The organism is Streptomyces sp. NPDC006733 (genome assembly GCF_040636125.1).
Lineage (GTDB): Bacteria > Actinomycetota > Actinomycetes > Streptomycetales > Streptomycetaceae > Actinacidiphila.
This window is the reverse complement of record NZ_JBEYJD010000002.1, coordinates 77,154-93,768: the sequence shown is the minus strand read 5'-3', so window position 1 is coordinate 93,768 and position 16,615 is coordinate 77,154. Positions and strand designations below refer to the sequence as shown.

The 16,615-nt window shown below is 70.4% G+C and carries 16 protein-coding genes; 10 read left to right on the top strand and 6 right to left on the bottom strand.

The window, feature by feature from the left end; genetic code table 11:
• The first annotated feature begins 69 nt into the window (after positions 1-69).
• The 5 genes from ABZ721_RS02635 to ABZ721_RS02615 all read left to right on the top strand — a co-directional run bounded on the left by ABZ721_RS02635 (position 70) and on the right by ABZ721_RS02615 (position 7,162).
• Positions 70-210: a hypothetical protein gene (locus tag ABZ721_RS02635; protein WP_358786723.1), complete on the top strand. Its 141-nt coding sequence runs from the start codon at positions 70-72 to the stop codon at positions 208-210.
• Between the two features lie 49 nt (positions 211-259).
• Positions 260-2,983 (top strand): carbohydrate-binding protein, encoded by a 2,724-nt coding sequence (locus ABZ721_RS02630; RefSeq protein ID WP_358786722.1) that lies wholly within the window; start codon positions 260-262, stop codon positions 2,981-2,983.
• A 113-nt stretch (positions 2,984-3,096) separates the two neighbouring features.
• The gene (locus ABZ721_RS02625) at positions 3,097-3,603 is read left to right on the top strand and encodes a carbohydrate-binding protein (RefSeq protein WP_358786721.1); all 507 of its coding nucleotides are present in this window, start codon (positions 3,097-3,099) and stop codon (positions 3,601-3,603) included.
• Positions 3,597-4,709, top strand: coding sequence for a glycosyl hydrolase family 8 (locus ABZ721_RS02620; protein ID WP_358786720.1), 1,113 nt, complete (start codon positions 3,597-3,599; stop codon positions 4,707-4,709). Before ABZ721_RS02625 ends, ABZ721_RS02620 begins: the two co-directional genes overlap by 7 nt.
• Entirely contained in the window at positions 4,709-7,162 is a 2,454-nt protein-coding gene (locus tag ABZ721_RS02615; RefSeq protein ID WP_358786719.1) for a PQQ-dependent sugar dehydrogenase, read from the top strand. The genes ABZ721_RS02620 and ABZ721_RS02615 overlap by 1 nt, the downstream gene beginning before the upstream one ends.
• A 249-nt stretch (positions 7,163-7,411) precedes the next feature.
• Here ABZ721_RS02615 and ABZ721_RS02610 read toward each other — a convergent pair whose 3' ends face one another.
• Positions 7,412-7,543 (bottom strand): hypothetical protein, encoded by a 132-nt coding sequence (locus ABZ721_RS02610; RefSeq protein WP_358786997.1) that lies wholly within the window; start codon positions 7,541-7,543, stop codon positions 7,412-7,414.
• Between the two features lie 154 nt (positions 7,544-7,697).
• On the opposite strand from ABZ721_RS02610, the gene ABZ721_RS02605 reads away from it, so the two are divergent.
• On the top strand, positions 7,698-8,135 hold the full coding sequence (locus ABZ721_RS02605; protein ID WP_358786718.1) for a cupin domain-containing protein: 438 nt from the start codon (positions 7,698-7,700) through the stop codon (positions 8,133-8,135).
• Between the two features lie 61 nt (positions 8,136-8,196).
• Here the strand turns inward: ABZ721_RS02605 and ABZ721_RS02600 are convergent, their stop codons facing one another.
• Positions 8,197-8,655, bottom strand: a complete 459-nt coding sequence (locus ABZ721_RS02600) for a MarR family transcriptional regulator (protein WP_277436928.1) — start codon at positions 8,653-8,655, stop codon at positions 8,197-8,199.
• 234 nt (positions 8,656-8,889) lie between these two features.
• Between ABZ721_RS02600 and ABZ721_RS02595 the strand changes: the two genes are divergently transcribed.
• The 3 genes from ABZ721_RS02595 to ABZ721_RS02585 all read left to right on the top strand — a co-directional run bounded on the left by ABZ721_RS02595 (position 8,890) and on the right by ABZ721_RS02585 (position 11,988).
• Entirely contained in the window at positions 8,890-10,080 is a 1,191-nt protein-coding gene (locus ABZ721_RS02595; RefSeq protein ID WP_358786717.1) for an IS110 family transposase, read from the top strand.
• A 164-nt stretch (positions 10,081-10,244) separates the two neighbouring features.
• Complete coding sequence (locus ABZ721_RS02590) at positions 10,245-11,474, top strand: MFS transporter (protein WP_358786716.1); 1,230 nt, start codon at positions 10,245-10,247, stop codon at positions 11,472-11,474.
• A 76-nt stretch (positions 11,475-11,550) separates the two neighbouring features.
• Positions 11,551-11,988: a heme-binding protein gene (locus ABZ721_RS02585; RefSeq protein WP_358786715.1), complete on the top strand. Its 438-nt coding sequence runs from the start codon at positions 11,551-11,553 to the stop codon at positions 11,986-11,988.
• Positions 11,989-12,096: 108 nt separating this feature from the next.
• Here the strand turns inward: ABZ721_RS02585 and ABZ721_RS02580 are convergent, their stop codons facing one another.
• The 4 genes from ABZ721_RS02580 to dhaK all read right to left on the bottom strand — a co-directional run bounded on the left by ABZ721_RS02580 (position 12,097) and on the right by dhaK (position 15,064).
• On the bottom strand, positions 12,097-12,753 hold the full coding sequence (locus tag ABZ721_RS02580) for a peptidylprolyl isomerase (RefSeq protein ID WP_358786714.1): 657 nt from the start codon (positions 12,751-12,753) through the stop codon (positions 12,097-12,099).
• A 216-nt stretch (positions 12,754-12,969) separates the two neighbouring features.
• Positions 12,970-13,377: a PTS fructose transporter subunit IIA gene (locus tag ABZ721_RS02575; RefSeq protein ID WP_358786713.1), complete on the bottom strand. Its 408-nt coding sequence runs from the start codon at positions 13,375-13,377 to the stop codon at positions 12,970-12,972.
• Positions 13,374-14,039, bottom strand: a complete 666-nt coding sequence (dhaL, locus tag ABZ721_RS02570) for a dihydroxyacetone kinase subunit DhaL (protein ID WP_358786712.1) — start codon at positions 14,037-14,039, stop codon at positions 13,374-13,376. The genes ABZ721_RS02575 and dhaL overlap by 4 nt, the downstream gene beginning before the upstream one ends.
• Positions 14,040-14,071: 32 nt before the next feature.
• Entirely contained in the window at positions 14,072-15,064 is a 993-nt protein-coding gene (gene dhaK / locus ABZ721_RS02565) for a dihydroxyacetone kinase subunit DhaK (protein WP_358786711.1), read from the bottom strand.
• Positions 15,065-15,340: 276 nt separating this feature from the next.
• Here dhaK and ABZ721_RS02560 point away from each other — a divergent pair, with 276 nt between their 5' ends.
• Positions 15,341-16,531, top strand: a complete 1,191-nt coding sequence (locus ABZ721_RS02560) for an acyl-CoA dehydrogenase family protein (RefSeq protein WP_358786710.1) — start codon at positions 15,341-15,343, stop codon at positions 16,529-16,531.
• The last annotated feature ends 84 nt before the right edge of the window (positions 16,532-16,615 follow it).

Sequence of the window (16,615 nt, the reverse complement as noted above, 5' to 3'; positions counted from 1 at the left end):
ACGGCAAGACCGACGAGTCCGACGAGACCGCACCACCACCCACTTCAACACCATCTCAGCTATGCGCAGTTGCACCACATCGCCCGCTATTCCTTCTGGTCGGTCAACCGCGACCGGGCCTGCGGGTCGGGGAGCGACGGCGACTCCTGCAGCGGGGTGTCCCAGTCCCCGTACGACTTCACCAAGATCATCGTCAAGTACCAGGGCTAGAGCGCCCATACACGGGTGCACCTGCGGCTGAAGGGACCAGGAGCGACCGATGGATTACGAAGCCACACGACGCGAGTTCATCAGAACGGCCGGATTGCTCGGGGGCGGCGCCCTCGTGCTGTCCGTCCTGCCGGGCCGGGCGTATGCGGCGCCCGCCCCGCTCCAGACCTCCGACGCGGCCGGCGTCCCGCTCGACAACCGGATGACCACCGACGACCAGTGGGGCGCCTTCCTGCGCGGCCAGGATCTGCTCTGGAAGCGGCTGCCGACGGTGTGGCACGAGGGCCCATTCCTCGGCGACGGCCTGCTCGGCACCGGTGTCTACAAGGAGCCGGGCCAAAACCAGATCCGCTTCACCGTGCAGCACGCCGAAGTCCAGGACCACCGGCCGCAGTTCGGCAGTGCTTTCGGTGTCTGTCGGCTGCCGGTGGGCCATCTCACCTTGGAGCCGGTCGGCACGATCAGCTCCGTCGACTGGCGGCTGGGCCTCTGGAATGCCGAGCTGACCGGCACGGTCACCACCGGGTCGGGCAAGCTCGCCTTCCAGGTGTTCATCCGCGACCAGATACTCGTCGCTTCAGTGACGGCGAGCGGCAGCGAGCAGGTCCGCTGGGTCTTCCACCCCGAGGAGGCGATCAGCCCGGCCGCGGCCTCCAAGCCGCTGCCGGACGGCTATACGAAGAACCCGCCGTGGACCACCAGGACCACCGGCGACATCAAGCAGGTCATCCAGCCCCTGTCGGCGGGCGGCCAGACCGCTACCGCATACCGCGAGATCGCCGGCCCGGCGACAGGCCAGCGCCTGCTCTATGTGTCCGTCGCACACAGCTATCCCGGCACCACCGCCGAGGCCACCTCCCTCAACCGGGTACAGGGTGCCAGCGCCACTGTGTGGGCCGACTACATGGCGGGCCACCACATGTGGTGGCATTCGTACTACCGCAGAAGCTTCCTCTCGCTGCCCGACCAGCGACTCCAGGCCTTCTACTGGATCCAGCTCTACAAGGCCGCATCGGGCACCCGCGCCGGCGGCCCGGTCATGGCCACCACCGGTCCCTGGCTGGAGACCACCCCCTGGCCGGCCGTGTGGTGGAACCTCAATGTCCAGCTCGAATACTGGCTGATCCAGGGCTCCAACCACCCCGAGCTCGATGCCATCACCTCGACCCTCGACAAGAGCCGCCAGCAGCTCATCAGCAATGTCCCGAGCGAATACGAGTCCGACTCGTCCGGCCTGGGACGCAGCTCCGACATGTTCTGCAACCGCTCGGTCCCGGTGCCGGGCTCCGGCACGCCCGAGATCGGCGACCTGCCCTGGGCGCTGCACAACGTCTGGCTCTCGTACCGGCACGCCATGGACGACGCGATGCTGCGCGACGTCCTCTTCCCCATCCTGCGCCGCTCCGTCAACTACTACCTGCACTTCCTGACCACCGACAGCAGCGGCAAGATGCACCTACCGCCGACCTTCTCGCCGGAGTACGGGGTCAACGCGCCCGACTGCAATTACGACCTGGCCCTGTTGCGCTGGGGCTGCCAGACCCTCCTCGAAGCGGTCGCCAGACTCGGCATCACCGACTCGCTCGCCGGGACCTGGCAGCGGGTGCTGGACAACCTCACTCCGTATCCGACGGACAGCAACGGCTTCATGATCGGCGCCGGGGTGCCCTTCGCCCAGTCGCACCGGCACTACTCGCATCTGCTGATGGTGTTTCCGCTCTCCCTGGTCAACTGGGACCAGTCGGCGAACCGCACCCTGATCCAGACCTCCGTGGACCACTGGATCGGCCTCAACACCGCACTGCGCGGCTTCAGCTACAGCGGCGCCACCTCGCTGTACGCGCACATGGGGCAGGCTGACAAGGCACTCACGTATCTCACGAAGTTCTTCGATCCCGGGCTCTCGTATCCCATCCGGGCGAACACCATGTACACCGAGTCGGGCCCGGTCGTGGAGACCCCGCTGTCCGGGGCGCAGGCCGTGCACGACATGCTCTGCCAGAGCTGGGGCGGCCTCATCCGCGTCTTCCCCGCGGTCCCGGCCGGCTGGCCGGATGTCACGCTGCATGACTTCCGCACCCAGGGCGCCTTCCTGATCAGCGCCTCCCGCACCGCCGGGGTCACCCGTTTCATCCGGGTTCGCAGCCTGGCGGGGGAGCTCTGCCGGGTGAAGCAGGACATCGCTCCGTACACCTTGCCGACGCTCTACCAGGCGGAGAGCGCGTCCCTCTCGAAGGGCGTCGTGGAGTCCAATCACGAGGGCTTCACGGGCACCGGCTTCGTGAATCTCGACAATGTGGCTGGTTCGTACGTGCAGTTCACCGTGAACGCCTCGGCCGCGGGTCCCGCGACGCTGGTCTTCCGGTACGCCAACGGCACCATCGCCAACCGCCCGCTGGACATCGCAGTCAACGGCAGCACGGCCGCCCAGGCCAAGGCCTTCCCGTCCACCGGGTCCTGGAACAACTGGCAGACGGTGGCTGTCTCCGTCCAGCTGCAGGCGGGCACGAACACCGTCCGCGCCACCTCCGCCGCCGCATCCGGCGGGCCCAACCTGGACCGCCTCGCCGTGCAGACCTCCCGGGCGCCCCTCACCGTCACCCTCGACGACGGCACGGCGGCCGCCTGGCGCGACCTCGGCTACGGCGCTGTCGAGATCGACCTCCCTAAGGACCGCGAGGCCCTCATCCACGCGGCCGGCGCCACTCCCGCACTCACCATCGCCCCTGTGCCCGTCAGTACGCCGGGCGCCGCCTGGGGCCTGCCCACCTGATCCCAGCCGAGCCCACCTGGTCCCACCCGATTCCCCTTGTTCTCCCACCCCCATCCCGCAAGGAGAGGACGAACGTGCGGTGTCGCATACCCCGAAGTGGGATCCCGCTGTCCATGGCGGCCGCCCTGACCCTGCCACTGCTGGGCCTTGCCACGTCGGCCGCGCAGGCGGCCGCCGTCCGCTATGGGGCGGAGATCGCGACCATCTCCCAGGGCACGGTCGCCACGAACCACACCGGCTACTCCGGCACCGGCTTCGTCGACTACACCAACATCACCGGCTCCTATGTGCAGTTCACGGTGAACGTCGACACAGCAGGAAGCGCCTCCATAGCCCTGCGCTACGCCAACGGCACCACCACCAACCGTCCGATGGACATCACCGTCAACGGAACAGTGGTGTCTGCGGGCGCGGCCTTCAACGGCACCGGCTCCTGGGACACCTGGGCCACCAAGACGCTCACCCTGAATCTCGCGGCGGGCGCCAACACCATCCGTGCCACCGCGACCACCGCGAACGGCGCCCCAACGTCGACTACCTCGACAGCGGCGCCACCTCAGGAACCGGACCGGCCGTCCCCTTCGGCAGCCACCAGTTCCCCTACGCGGCAGGCATGCTGACGCCCACCGGCTCCCAGTCCACCCTCGACCAAGCGGTCATCACCAAGTACGACGCCTGGAAGGCCGCCTTCATCAAGCACAACTGCGGCAACGGCTGGACCGAGACCATCTCACCCGACGCCGACCACCCCTATGTCGCCGAGGGCCAGGGCTACGGCATGGTCATCACCGCCACCATGGCGGGCGCCGACTCCGGCGCCAAGGCCAACTTCGACGGCATGGTCAAGTACATGCTCGCGCACCCCTCGGTGCACAACTCCAACCTCCTCGCCGCCGAACAGGACAGCTCATGCACGAGCGTCGACGGCTCCGACTCGGCGACCGACGGCGACCTCGACGTCCCGTACGGGCTGCTGCTCGCCGACAGGCAGTGGAGTTCCTCGGGCACGTACAACTACAAAGACCTCGCGATCAAGCACATCAACGCGATCAAGTCGAACGAGGTCAACCCGACCACCCACTACATGCTGCTCGGCGACTGGTCGACCTCCGGAGAGCCCCACTACTGGATGACCCGGTCGTCGGACTTCCTCATCGACCACTTCCGCGCCTTCAAGAAGGCTACCGGCGACAGCACTTGGGACGCCATCCGCACTGCTCACCAGGACCTGATCACCTCGCAGCAGGCCAACTACGCGTCTCCACAGGCCTGTTGGCGGACTTCATCGTCAGTAAGAACACGACGCCGAAGCCGGCCGACGGTGAGGTGCTTGAAGGGCCCAATGACGGCGACTACTCCTGGAACGCCTGCCGCGATCCCTGGCGTATCGGCACCGACGCCGTCACCAGCGCCGCCGCCGCCTCACTCGCCTCGGCGCGCAAGCTCAACTCCTGGATCAAGTCCAAGACCGGCGGCAACCCCAGCAACATCGGCACCGGCTACCACCTCAATGGCTCGGCGTTCGACTGCGGCCACGACATGGCATTCACCGCACCGTTCGTCGTCACGGCGCTCACCGACCCCGGCTCCAGGCCTGGCTCGACGCGCTCTGGAACAAGCTGACCGCCACCTCGATCGACCCCTCGCTCTACTGCGGCGGCAGCGTGCAGCTCCAATCCATGATCGTCGCATCCGGCAACTACTGGGTGCCCTGACGGAGGAATGATGAGAGCCAGAAAACCCCTCACGGCTCTGTGGAGGAAGGTCGCCGCCTGTGCGGTCGCCCTGCTCTTCACGGGTCTCGTCCAAGCCGTACCGCAGGCCGCATCCGCCGCGCCGACCCGTTACGAGGCGGAGTCCGCGACCGTCTCCTCGGGGACGGTGGCGACCAACCACCTCAACTATTCGGGCACCGGGTTCGTTGACACCACCAACGCCCCCGGCGTGTATGTGGAGTTCACCGTGAACGCGGCGACCGCCGGCACGGCGACCATCGGCATCTCCTACTCCAACGGCACCACCACCGACCGGCCCGCCGATGTCGCAGTCAACGGCAGCACGGTCTCGGCGGCCCGCTCCTTCCCGGCCACCGCCAACTGGGACACCTGGGCCACATCGACCCTGACCACCCCGGTGACCGCAGGCAGCAACAAGATCAGGCTGACGGCGACCACCGCCAACGGCCTCGCCAACCTCGACTACATCGACTTCGAGGTGGCGGCGCCCAGCGGCACCGACTACCAGGCCGAGGACGCCACGATCTCGCAGGGAACGGTGGCCACCAACCACCTCGGCTACACGGGTACGGGCTTCGTCGACTACACCAACATCGCGGGCTCGTACGTCCAGTTCAACGTCAGTGCCGCAGCGGCCGGCAACTCCTCGCTGACCATCCGCTACTCCAACGGCACCACCACCGACCGTCCGGTGGACATCAGCGTCAACGGTACGGTCGTGGCCTCCGGGGTGTCCTTCCCGGCCACCACCAACTGGGACACCTGGGTGACCAAGGCTCTCAACGCGAGCCTCAACGCGGGCAGCAACACGGTCCGGCTCACCGCGACCACCGCCAACGGCGGACCCAACCTGGACAAGCTGACCGTCGGCGCCCCCGCCGACACCCAGGCACCCACCAGGCCGGGCCAGCCCAGTTGCACCAACATCGGCGAGACCGGCCTCACCCTCAACTGGGGCGCTTCCACGGACAACGTGGGCGTCACCGCGTACGACATCTATGAACACGGCAACAAGCTCAGCGAGGCCGCGGGCGATGTCGCCTCCAAGAATCTCACCGGCCTGACCCCGAGCACCACCTACAACCTGACGGTCATCGCCCGTGACGCCTCGGGGAACACCTCCCCGGCGAGTATCGCGGTCGACTGCACCACGCTGGTTTCCACCGACCCGCCGCCGTCCAAGCCCGGTACCCCGACCGTTTCCGGGATCACCGCCACTAGCGCCAACCTCAGCTGGGGCGCGTCCACCGACGACAAGGGCGTGACCGCGTACGAGATCCGCAGCGGCGGCACCGTACTCACCACCGTCGTCGGCACCCCGCCGGCCACCTCCACCACGGTGACGGGCCTGGCGTGCAATGCCTCGTTCACGCTGATGGTCGTCGCCAAGGACACGGTCGGCGGGTATTCGACGCCGTCCGACCCGGTGAGCTTCTCCACCGCCACCTGCCCCTCCGACGGCGGAGTCCCGGGCACCCCGACGACTCTCTCCAGCAACTGGACGATCCCCTGGGGTACGTACTGGATGCCGGACGGCAGCCACGCCCTGATCACCGAGCGGGACAGCTTCAAGGTGTTCAAGCTGACCGCGGGCGGCACCAAGACCCAGGTCGGCTCCGTGCCGAACGCAGTGACCACCGACGGCGAGGGCGGCCTGCTGGGCGTCGCGATCGACCCCAACTGGTCGAACAACCACTACGTCTACTTCATGCACACGGCCTCCGAGGGCAACCGGATCGCCCGCATGACCTACGACGGTTCCTCGCTCAGCAACTACACGGTCCTCCTCCAGGGCATCAAGAAGAACCGCTACCACAACGGCGGCCGGCTGGTCTTCGGCCCCGACGGCTACCTCTACGCCACCACGGGCGAGGCGCAGACCCCGGACCTGGCCCAGGACAAGAGCTCCCTCAACGGCAAGATCCTGCGCATGACGAGGGACGGCCGGCCCGCGCCCGGCAACCCGTTCAACAACTACGTCTACAGCTACGGCCACCGCAATCCGCAGGGCCTGGCCTTCGACCGCAACGGCCGGCTGTGGGAGTCGGAGTTCGGCAACAGCACCTACGACGAGCTCAACCTGATCAAGTCCGGCCTCAACTACGGCTGGCCGACCTGTGAGGGCCCCTGCTCGGTCACCGGCATGACCAACCCGAAGAAGACCTGGTCGACTTCGACGGCCTCGCCGAGCGGCATCGCGATCGTGCGCAATGTCATCTACATGGCGGCGCTGAAGGGCGAGCGGCTTTGGCGGATCCCGATCTCCGGCGACACGGAGAGCGTGGGGACGGCCACCGGGTACTACGTGGGCACGTACGGACGGCTGCGCACGGTCACCAAGGTGCCGGGCAAGGACGAGCTGTGGCTGTCGACAACCAACTGTGACAACAACGGAGGTGCGGCGGCCGGATCGGACAAGGTCCTGCACGTCAACATCAGTTAGGGGTAAGTGACGTGGGGCCGCCCCGCGCGGGGCGGCCCCCGCCGCGGCGTCGGGTGGCGTAGGGTCCGCGCTGGTGGAGAGGCTGAAGAACGAGGCGGTTCGGAACGCTCCGTGATCGTTCCTCGCCTGCTGCCGGGCTCGGCGGCAGACGTCGCGATGCGTCCCAACTGGCACCGCCTCCGCACGCCAAGATCCCGGTGCTGGTTCCGTGCTGAGTGCGACGGCCCGGATCATGGAAACCCGCAGGTCCTAGCTCTCTTCGGATGAGTGGTCGTACCACTCGATGGTGGTGCCGATCAGGCTCGCGGCGACGATGCGCCGCAGGGAGCCGGGGGTGGGGGGCGCGGGAGCCTGGGCGGGCTGGGCAGGCTGGGTCGTCATGGGGGGCATCACTTCCGGGCGGGGACGGATTATCCGGGTGCTGCCACACGGTAGGAAGAGCAGGCCCGTTGACCCATGTGGTGGGACACCACAGTCCTGCCTCGTCCTGTGCGCGCCGGCCCCATGCCGGGTCCGCATGCGAGAGGCTGGGTCCATGACGGACATCTCAGAACTGGTCGCGCTGCTCGGTCTGGAACCCCATGTCGAGGGCGGGTGGTACCGCGAGACCTGGAAGACACGCGGTGAGGCGGTCCCCGCCGGGTACCCGGGGCCGCGCGCGTTCGCCACCGGCATCTACTTCCTGCTGCACCCGGGCGAGGTCTCGAAGTGGCACCGGGTGCGGTCGGACGAGCTGTGGCTCTGGCACCGCGGCGGGCCGCTGCGGATGCGGCTGGGCGGCGACGGGGAGCGGCCGGACGAGGCGGGGGCCGTCGCGTCGGTGCTCGGCGACGGGGTCGAGAACGGGGAGCGGCCGCAGTTCCTGGTGCCCGGCGGCCACTGGCAGTCCGCCGAGCCCGCCGGTGACGAGCCGGTCCTGGTGACGTGCGTCGTCGCCCCCGGGTTCGACTTCGCGGACTTCACGATGGAGTGACCGCCCGCGGTGGAGGGGCCCGGGCCGGTACCTGACCGGTCCGGGCGGGTGGGGGGATGGCTCAGGCGGGTGCGCCCAGGGACTCGACGGCGTCGACCAGCGGGGTCAGGCCGGGGTTCTTCGCGGCCTCGTCGAGGGCCTCGCGCAGCGCGGCGTCGTTGGTCGGGCGGGCCTCGGCGAGGAGCTTCAGCCCGGCCTCGCTGACGTTGGTGTAGATGCCGCGGCGGTCGGTCGGGCACAGGTAGCGCGAGAGCAGCCCGCGGTCCTCCAGCCGGGAGACCAGCCGGGTGGTCGCGCTCTGGCTGAGGACGACGGAGTCGGCGACCTGGTGCATCCGCAGGTGGCCGCCTTCACCGTCGTGCTGCCGGCTGAGGACGTCGAGCAGGGAGTACTCGCGCACGCTCAGCTCGTGCCGCGCCTGCAGCGCCCGCTCGATGTGCGCCTCGATCCGGCCGTGCAGCAGGGACAGGGCGCACCAGCCCTGGGCGAGACCGGTCAGTGCGGGGTCGGTGGCGGTCATGGGGGTCCTACCTTTCAAGGGTGGTTGCTCTGGTCATTCGTAAGATCGGAGGACCCAGGGGCTCCGGGTATGGCTGTCATGGGCGAGACCACTCGATGGCTTAAGGGACTTGGCCACCCGGAGCCCCGCGACGACTCGACCGCCAATTGGGAAATGCGACTCCGATCGCTGCTGTAGGACAACGTCGGCGAGGTCGTCTGCGGGATCGATGTACGACGAGCTGGCGGAGGGAACGTGGCCGAGATCTGGGCCGGAGTGGACATCGGCAAGACGCACCACCACTGCGTGGTGATCAACGCGGACGGGACGCGGCTGCTGTCCCGCCGGGTCGCGAACGACGAGAGTGCACTGCTCGCCCTGATCGGCGACGTCCTGGAGGTATCCGCCGACGCGCTGTGGGCCGTGGACCTCAACCACGGCGGGGCCGCGCTGCTGATCGGCCTGCTGGTCAGCCACGGCCAGCCGGTCGTCTACCTCACCGGCCTGGCGGTCCACCGGGCCTCGGCCACCTACAAGGGCGAGGGCAAGACCGATGCGAAGGACGCCTTCGTCATCGCCGACCAGGCCCGCGTCCGACGCGATCTGGGCCTGCTGCGGCCGGGTGACGAGATCGCCGTCGACCTGCGCACGCTGACCACCCGCCGCCTGGACGCGGTCTTCGACCGCACCCGGCAGATCAACCGGCTCCGCGCCCAACTGCTGGAGATCTTCCCCGCGTTGGAGCGGGTTTTGGAGCTGACGAACCGTGGGCCGGTGATGCTGCTGACCGGCTACCAGACCCCGGCGGCGATCCGGCGGGCAGGCGCGAGCCGGATCGAGATGTGGCTGAAGAACCGTAAGGTCAGGGGGGCCGCCGCACTGGCGAAGATGGCCGTGGAGGCCGCCCGGGCCCAGCAGACCGCGCTTCCCGGTGAGAAGCTGGCCGCCACCATGGTGGTCCGCCTCGCGAAGGGCGTGATGGCCCTCGACGCGGAGATCGCCGAGCTCGACGCCCTGATCGAGGCCACGTTTCGCGAGCATCCACACGCCGAGGTGATCCGCAGCCTGCCCGGCATGGGAGCCAAGCTCGGAGCCGAGTTCCTCGCAGCCACCGGCGGCGACATGGACGCCTTCGGCAGCCCTGACCGCCTGGCCGGCTTCGCCGGCCTGGCCCCCAGACCACGTGACTCCGGCCGCGTCAGCGGCAACCTGCGCAGGCCCCGGCGCTACCACCGCGGTCTGCTCAGAACCATGTACCTGTCGGCCATGGTCAGCCTTCAGTGCTGCCCCGCGTCGAAGGCCTTCTACGACCGGAAGCGGAGCGAGGGCAAGGGCCACAAGCAAGCCCTGCTGGCCCTCGCACGCCGACGCCTCAACGTCCTGTGGGCGATGATCCGTGACGGAGAGTGCTTTCACGCTTCACCTCCCGTCACACGAGCGGGTTGACAACACGATTGGGAAGTCCCTTCTGCGGCGAGGCGCGGGCGTGAGCGCGCGTACGGACCAGGATAGAGCACAACCGCGATAGCCAGCGTTTGCAATGAAACGCGTCTGCAATTATTGTGAGGTCTCGTAAGGCGCATTCGCAACGTTATTGGGAAGTGAACCCCATGCCTCTCGCACTGCTGGCCCTCGCCATCGGGGCCTTCGGGATCGGCACCACCGAGTTCGTGATCATGGGGCTCCTGCCCGAGGTCGCCGCCGACTACGGCGTCTCGATCCCGACCGCCGGATTCCTGGTCACCGGCTACGCCCTCGGCGTCGTGCTCGGCGCCCCGCTGATGACCGTCCTCGGCACCCGGATCTCCCGCAAGCGCATGCTCATGCTGCTGATGGGGCTGTTCGTCGCGGGCAACGTCATCTCCGCGGTCGCCCCCGTCTTCGGCGTGATGCTCGCCGGCCGGATCGTCGCCTCCCTCGCGCACGGCGCGTTCTTCGGCATCGGCGCGGTCGTCGCCGCCGGACTGGTCGCCCCGGCGAAGAAGGCCGGAGCGATCGCCATGATGTTCACCGGGCTGACCGTCGCGAACCTGGTCGGCGTGCCGCTCGGCACCGTCGTCGGCCAGAACTTCGGCTGGCGCACCACGTTCTTCGTCGTCGCCGGCCTCGGGGTGCTGGGCCTGCTCGGCATCGCGAAGCTGCTGCCGGAGCAGCCCCGCCCCGAAGGCGTCCGGCTCCGCCACGAGCTGGCGGCCTTCCGCAACGTCCAGGTGCTGCTCGCCATGGCGATGACCGTGCTCGGCTTCGGCGGGGTCTTCGCCGCCATCACCTACATCACGCCGATGATGACCGACGTGGCCGGTTTCGCGGACAGCTCCGTCACCTGGCTGCTGGTCCTGTTCGGCCTCGGCATGGTCGGCGGCAACCTGATCGGCGGCCGGTACGCCGACCGCCACCTGATGCCCATGCTCTACGTGACGCTGGGCGCCCTCGCCGTCGTCCTGGCGCTGTTCACCTTCACCGCCCACAACAAGGTCGCCGCCGCGGTCACCATCCTGCTGATCGGCGCGCTGGGCTTCGCGACCGTCCCGCCGCTGCAGAAGCGCGTCCTGGACCAGGCGGCCGGCGCCCCGACCCTCGCCTCCGCGGTGAACATCGGCGCCTTCAACCTCGGCAACGCCCTCGCGGCCTGGCTCGGCGGCATCGTCATCGCCTCGGGCCTCGGCTACACCGCGCCCAACTGGGTCGGCGGCGCCCTCGCGGCCGCGGCGCTGCTGCTCGCCCTGGTGTCGGGATCCCTGGAGCGCCGGACCACCGCCCGCGACCGGCTGACCGCCGGCACCGCGCCCGCCGGGTCCGCCGCGTCCCCCGAGCGCGAGCCGGTCCCCGCCCACCTCTGAACCGTCCGACCGTGTGAACCGCTCGACCGGATGAACCGTCCGACCCCACCGTCCCACCCCTGAGGAGCACCACCCCATGAGCACCACCACCCCCACCGCTGTCCTCCCGCTGACCATCCAGGACGCCGAGGCCCTCGTCGAGGCGGCCCGCGCGGCCGCGGAGAGCGCCGGAGTGGCGGTCAGCGTCAGCGTCCTCGACGCCGGCGGGCACCTGCTGGCGTTCCGGCGCGACGACCGGGCGGTGCTGATCTCCGGCGAGACCAGCACCCGCAAGGCCTTCACCGCGCTGCAGTTGGACGCCGCGACCGCGGACCTGGTCGACGCGGTCCAGCCCGGCGCCCCGTTCCACACCCTGCCGACCGCACTCGACCGCCCGCTGCTGTTCATCGCCGGCGGCGTGCCCGTCCACCGCGGCGGGCGCCTGGTCGGGGCGATCGGCCTCGGCGGCGGCGCCCCCGAGCAGGACCACGGCATCGCCGTCACGGCGCTGCGCGCGCTCGGCGACGCGGCCTGATCCCCGGCCCCCGGCCCCCGGCACGAGGCCCGGTGGGCCGCCCCGTCCGGGGCGGCCCACCGGGCCTCGCCGTCACCTGGCGCCTCGCCGTCACCTGGCGCCTTGCCGTCACCTGGCGCTGATCTGCACCTTCCTGATGTCCACGAAGAGGGCCGGGTAGCCGTCGCCGGGGCCGTTCTGATCGTCCTCGCCGGCCGCGGCGATCTTCTGCAGGACGTCGAGGCCCGCGGTCACCTTGCCGAACGGGGTGTAGGCGGGGGAGAGCTTGGTGTCCTTCCAGACGAAGAAGAACTGGCTGCCGTTGGTGTTCGGGCCGGCGTTGGCCATCGCCAGCGTGCCGGCCGGATACGTGGCGCCCGTCAGGTTCTCGTCGGGGAAGGAGTACCCCGGGCCGCCGCTCCCGGTGCCGGTCGGGTCACCGCACTGCAGCACGTACAGCCGCTGCGTGGTGAGCCGGTGGCAGTGCGAGCGGTTGAAGTAGTCGCGCTCGGCCAGGAAGCGGAACGACCAGGTGGTGCACGGGGCCTTGTCCGTCAGCATCTTGACGGTGATGGCGCCCTGGGTGGTCTTCAGCGTCGCGCTGTACGGTTTCGCGGCCTTCCGCGCGTCGAAGACCGGTATCCCCTTGAAGTTGTCGGCCGGGACGGCCGCGGTGTAAGCGCAGGGCAGAGGCGCCGGGGGCGGGTCGTCGGCGGACGCGGCCGACGTCAGGCCGAGCGGGAGAACTGCGGCGGCGGTGAGCAATGCCCATTGCTTGCGCTTCATACGAGGACCCTCCGGATCGAACCTGACATGGCCGCACCATGCCTGCCCGATCTGCCGGGGGCTAAGCACCGCAAGGGCCCGGTGGGGCGGGATGGCCAGAACCGGCGTCTCCCGCCCGCATTCCGAACGTCCGAACCGGTGCGCCGGCGGGCCCCTTTCCGCGCCGGGGCCGCGCCGTCACACCTCTCGGTCACACCTCGCTGTCACCCGGCGCGCTCACACCTTCCGGTACGTGTACGCCTCCTCGGCCGCGGCGACGACCGCCGCCAGGTCCGCCCCGGCGGACGCGGTGACCACCGCGGCGACCGCGCCCTCGACGAAGGGGGCGTCGACGAGCCGGGCGCCCGGGGGCAGTTCGTCCTCGTCGGCCAGCATCGCCTTGACGGTGAGCACGGCGCTGCCGAGATCGGCCAGCACCGCCACCCCGGCGCCGCGGTCCACCGAGCGCGCCGCCGCCGCGATCAGGTCCGAGCTGGTGCCCAGCCCGCCGTCGGGGGTTCCGCCCGCCGGGGCGACGGGCGCGACGGCTCCGCCGCCGGCCAGCCCCGTCGCGAGCCTGCCGACGGCCTCGGCGACCGCCGCGCTGTGCGACACCAGGACGATGCCGACCAGTCCGTCGCTCATACGACCGCCTCCGCCGCGGTGTCCGCGAACGCGGCGACCAGCAGCGCGGCCGAGGTCGCGCCGGGGTCCTGGTGGCCGATGCTGCGCGGCCCGAGGTAGCTCGCGCGCCCCTTGCGGGCCTGCAGCGGCACGGTCGCCACCGCGCCCTCCTCCGCCGCGATCCGGGCGGCGGCGAGCCCGTCCGCGAGCCCGGAGCCCGCGTCGAGGGCGAAGGACAGCGCCTCCACCGCCGGGACGAGCGCGTCGAGCATCGTCTTGTCGCCCGGCACGGCCCCGCCGAGCTTCCCGACCGCCTCCACGCCCGTGCGCAGGGCGTCGCGGAACTCCTCGGGGGTGGCCGTCGCGGGCTCGCCCAGCGCCTTGCCGGCTCTGCGCAGCAGCGTCCCGTACAGCGGGCCGGCCGCGCCGCCCACGGTGCTGATGAGCTGCGCGCCCACGAGGACGAGCACCGCGCCCGGGGTCTGCGGCGGCTCCTGCTCCACCGCCGCGTGCGCCGCGCCGAAGCCGCGCCGCAGGTTGCTGCCGTGGTCGGCGTCGCCGATGGGGGAGTCGAGCTCGGTCAGCCGGTCCGCCTCGCGGTCGACGGCGGCGGCCGCCGCCGCCAGCCAGCGGCGTACGAAGTCGGCGTCGACCACCGGGCCGGGGGCCGTGGATGCGTTCATGCGGTCCTCTCTACGGGCTTCGACGCCACGGCTCAGCAGCCCCAGCGCAGCGCGGGCGTGGCGACCGGGGCGTCCCACAGGCGCAGCAGTTCCTCGTCCACCTGGCACAGGGTCAGCGAGCAGCCGGCCATGTCCAGGGAGGTCACGTAGTTGCCGACCAGGGTGCGGGCGACCGCCACGTTGCGCTCGGCCAGCGCCCGGTGCACCTCGGCGTTGAACCCGTACAGCTCCAGCAGCGGGGTGCCGCCCATCCCGTTGACGAGGGCGATCACCGGCGCGTCGGGGCGCAGGTCCTCCACGACCGCGTCGACGACGACGTCGGCGATCTCGCCCGACGTCATCATCCCGCGGCGCTCGCGGCCGGGTTCGCCGTGGATGCCGACGCCCAGTTCCAGTTCGCCCGGGGGCAGGTCGAAGGTGGGGCTGCCCTTGGCGGGCGTCGTGCACGCGCTCAGCGCGACGCCGAAGCTGCGCGAGGACTCGTTGACCCGGCGGGCCAGCGCCTCGACCCGCTCCAGCGGCGCGCCCTCCTCGGCGAGGGCGCCCGCGAGCTTCTCGACGAAGAGCGTCGCGCCGGTTCCGCGGCGGCCCGCCGTGTACAGGCTGTCGAGGACGGCCACGTCGTCGTTGACGACGACCTTGGCGATCTGCACGCCCTCGTCCTCGGCGAGTTCGGCCGCCATGTCGAAGTTCAGGACGTCGCCCGTGTAGTTCTTGACGATGAACAGCACGCCCGCGCCGCTGTCCACGGCGGCCGCCGCGCGGACCATCTGGTCCGGCACGGGCGAGGTGAACACCTCGCCGGGGCAGGCGGCGTCGAGCATGCCCCGGCCGACGAATCCGCCGTGCAGGGGCTCGTGCCCGGAGCCGCCTCCCGAGACCAGGCCGACCTTGCCCGCGACCGGCGCGTGCCGGCGGACGATCAGCCGGTGGTCGATGTCGACAATGAGTTCCGGGTGGGCGGCCGCCATGCCGCGCAGGGCGTCGGCGACCACGCTTTCGGCCACGTTGATGAGCATCTTCATGAGGTGCGGCCCTCCGCTTCAACAGCTGTCGTTGCGTCCACTGTGCACCCAGGCAGCCTACGGACCGGGCCCGGCGAAGGCACCCCGGCGGCACGGCCCCGGCGCGGCGCCCCGCCCGGCCTTCCAGTCGACCTGTTCCGGTCGACCCGTTCCGCTCGCACCGTCGCAGCCGCGCCGTCCCCCGCGGGGCGCTACCCCTTCCGCATTACTGGAACGCGTTCTAGTCTGTGCGCCGTCGCCGCAGGGACCGGGGACCCGGAGACCTCAGGAGGGGCCGTGCACCTCGACTACACACCCGAGCAGCAGCACCTGCGCGTGGAGCTGCGTTCGTACTTCGCCGGACTGGTGCCGGACAACGTCTACGCCCGCTATGCCGATCCCGCGGCGCAGAAGAGGTTCTACCGGGACACCGTGCGCCGGCTCGGCGCCGACGGCTGGCTGGGCATCGGCTGGCCGGCCGAGTTCGGCGGCCGGGGGCTGTCGCCTATGGAGCAGTTCATCTTCTTCGACGAGGCGGCGCAGGCGGGGGTGCCGCTGCCGCTGATGGCGCTGAACACCGTCGGCCCGACGATCATGCAGTTCGGCACCGAGGAGCAGAAGGCGTACTTCCTGCCGAGGATCCTCGCCGGTGAGCTGGACTTCGCGATCGGCTACTCCGAGCCGGACGCGGGCACCGACCTCGCCGCGCTCAAGACCCGCGCGGTGCGCGAGGGCGACGAGGAGACCGGGCACTACACGGTCAACGGCCAGAAGATCTGGACCACCAACGGCGACACCGCCGACTGGGTCTGGCTGGCCGTGCGCACGGACCCGGACGCCCCGCCGCACAAGGGCATCACGATGCTGCTGGTGCCCACCTCCGACCCCGGCTACTCGTGCACGATCATCAACACCCTGGCCTCGCACGACACCACCGCCAGCTACTACGAGGACATCCGGGTCCCGGCGAGCCGGCGGGTCGGCGCGGAGAACAAGGGCTGGCGGCTGATCACCAACCAGCTCAACCACGAGCGCGTCACGCTCGCTGCCCACGGCACGATGGCCATCCGCGCGCTGCACGACGTGCGCCGCTGGGCCGCCGACACCAAGCTCGCCGACGGCAGCCGCGTCATCGACCTGGGCTGGGTACGGCGCCGGCTGGCCCTGACGCACACCCGGCTCGACGCCATGAAGCTCCTCAACTGGCAGATGGTCGACGCCCTGCAGCAGGGCACGCTCACCCCGCAGGACGCCTCCGCGGTCAAGGTCTACGGCTCCGAGGCGCGCCGGGACGCCTACGCCTGGCTGATGGAGGTGGCCGCCGCCGCGGGCCCGCTGAAGGAGGGCTCCGCCGGCGCCGTCCTCCACGGCGAGCTGGAGCGCGGCTACCGCAGCGCGGTCATCTTCACCTTCGGCGGGGGCAACAACGAGATCCAGCGGGAGATCATCTCGTGGATCGGCCTGGGCATGCCGCGGGTCCGCCGCTAGGGCGGGGACCGGGAGAGCAGCGCGCAGGACGGGGCCGGGAGGCCCGCGCGGACGGGCCCGGTGCGCCGCTGCCGCCGGGCGCCC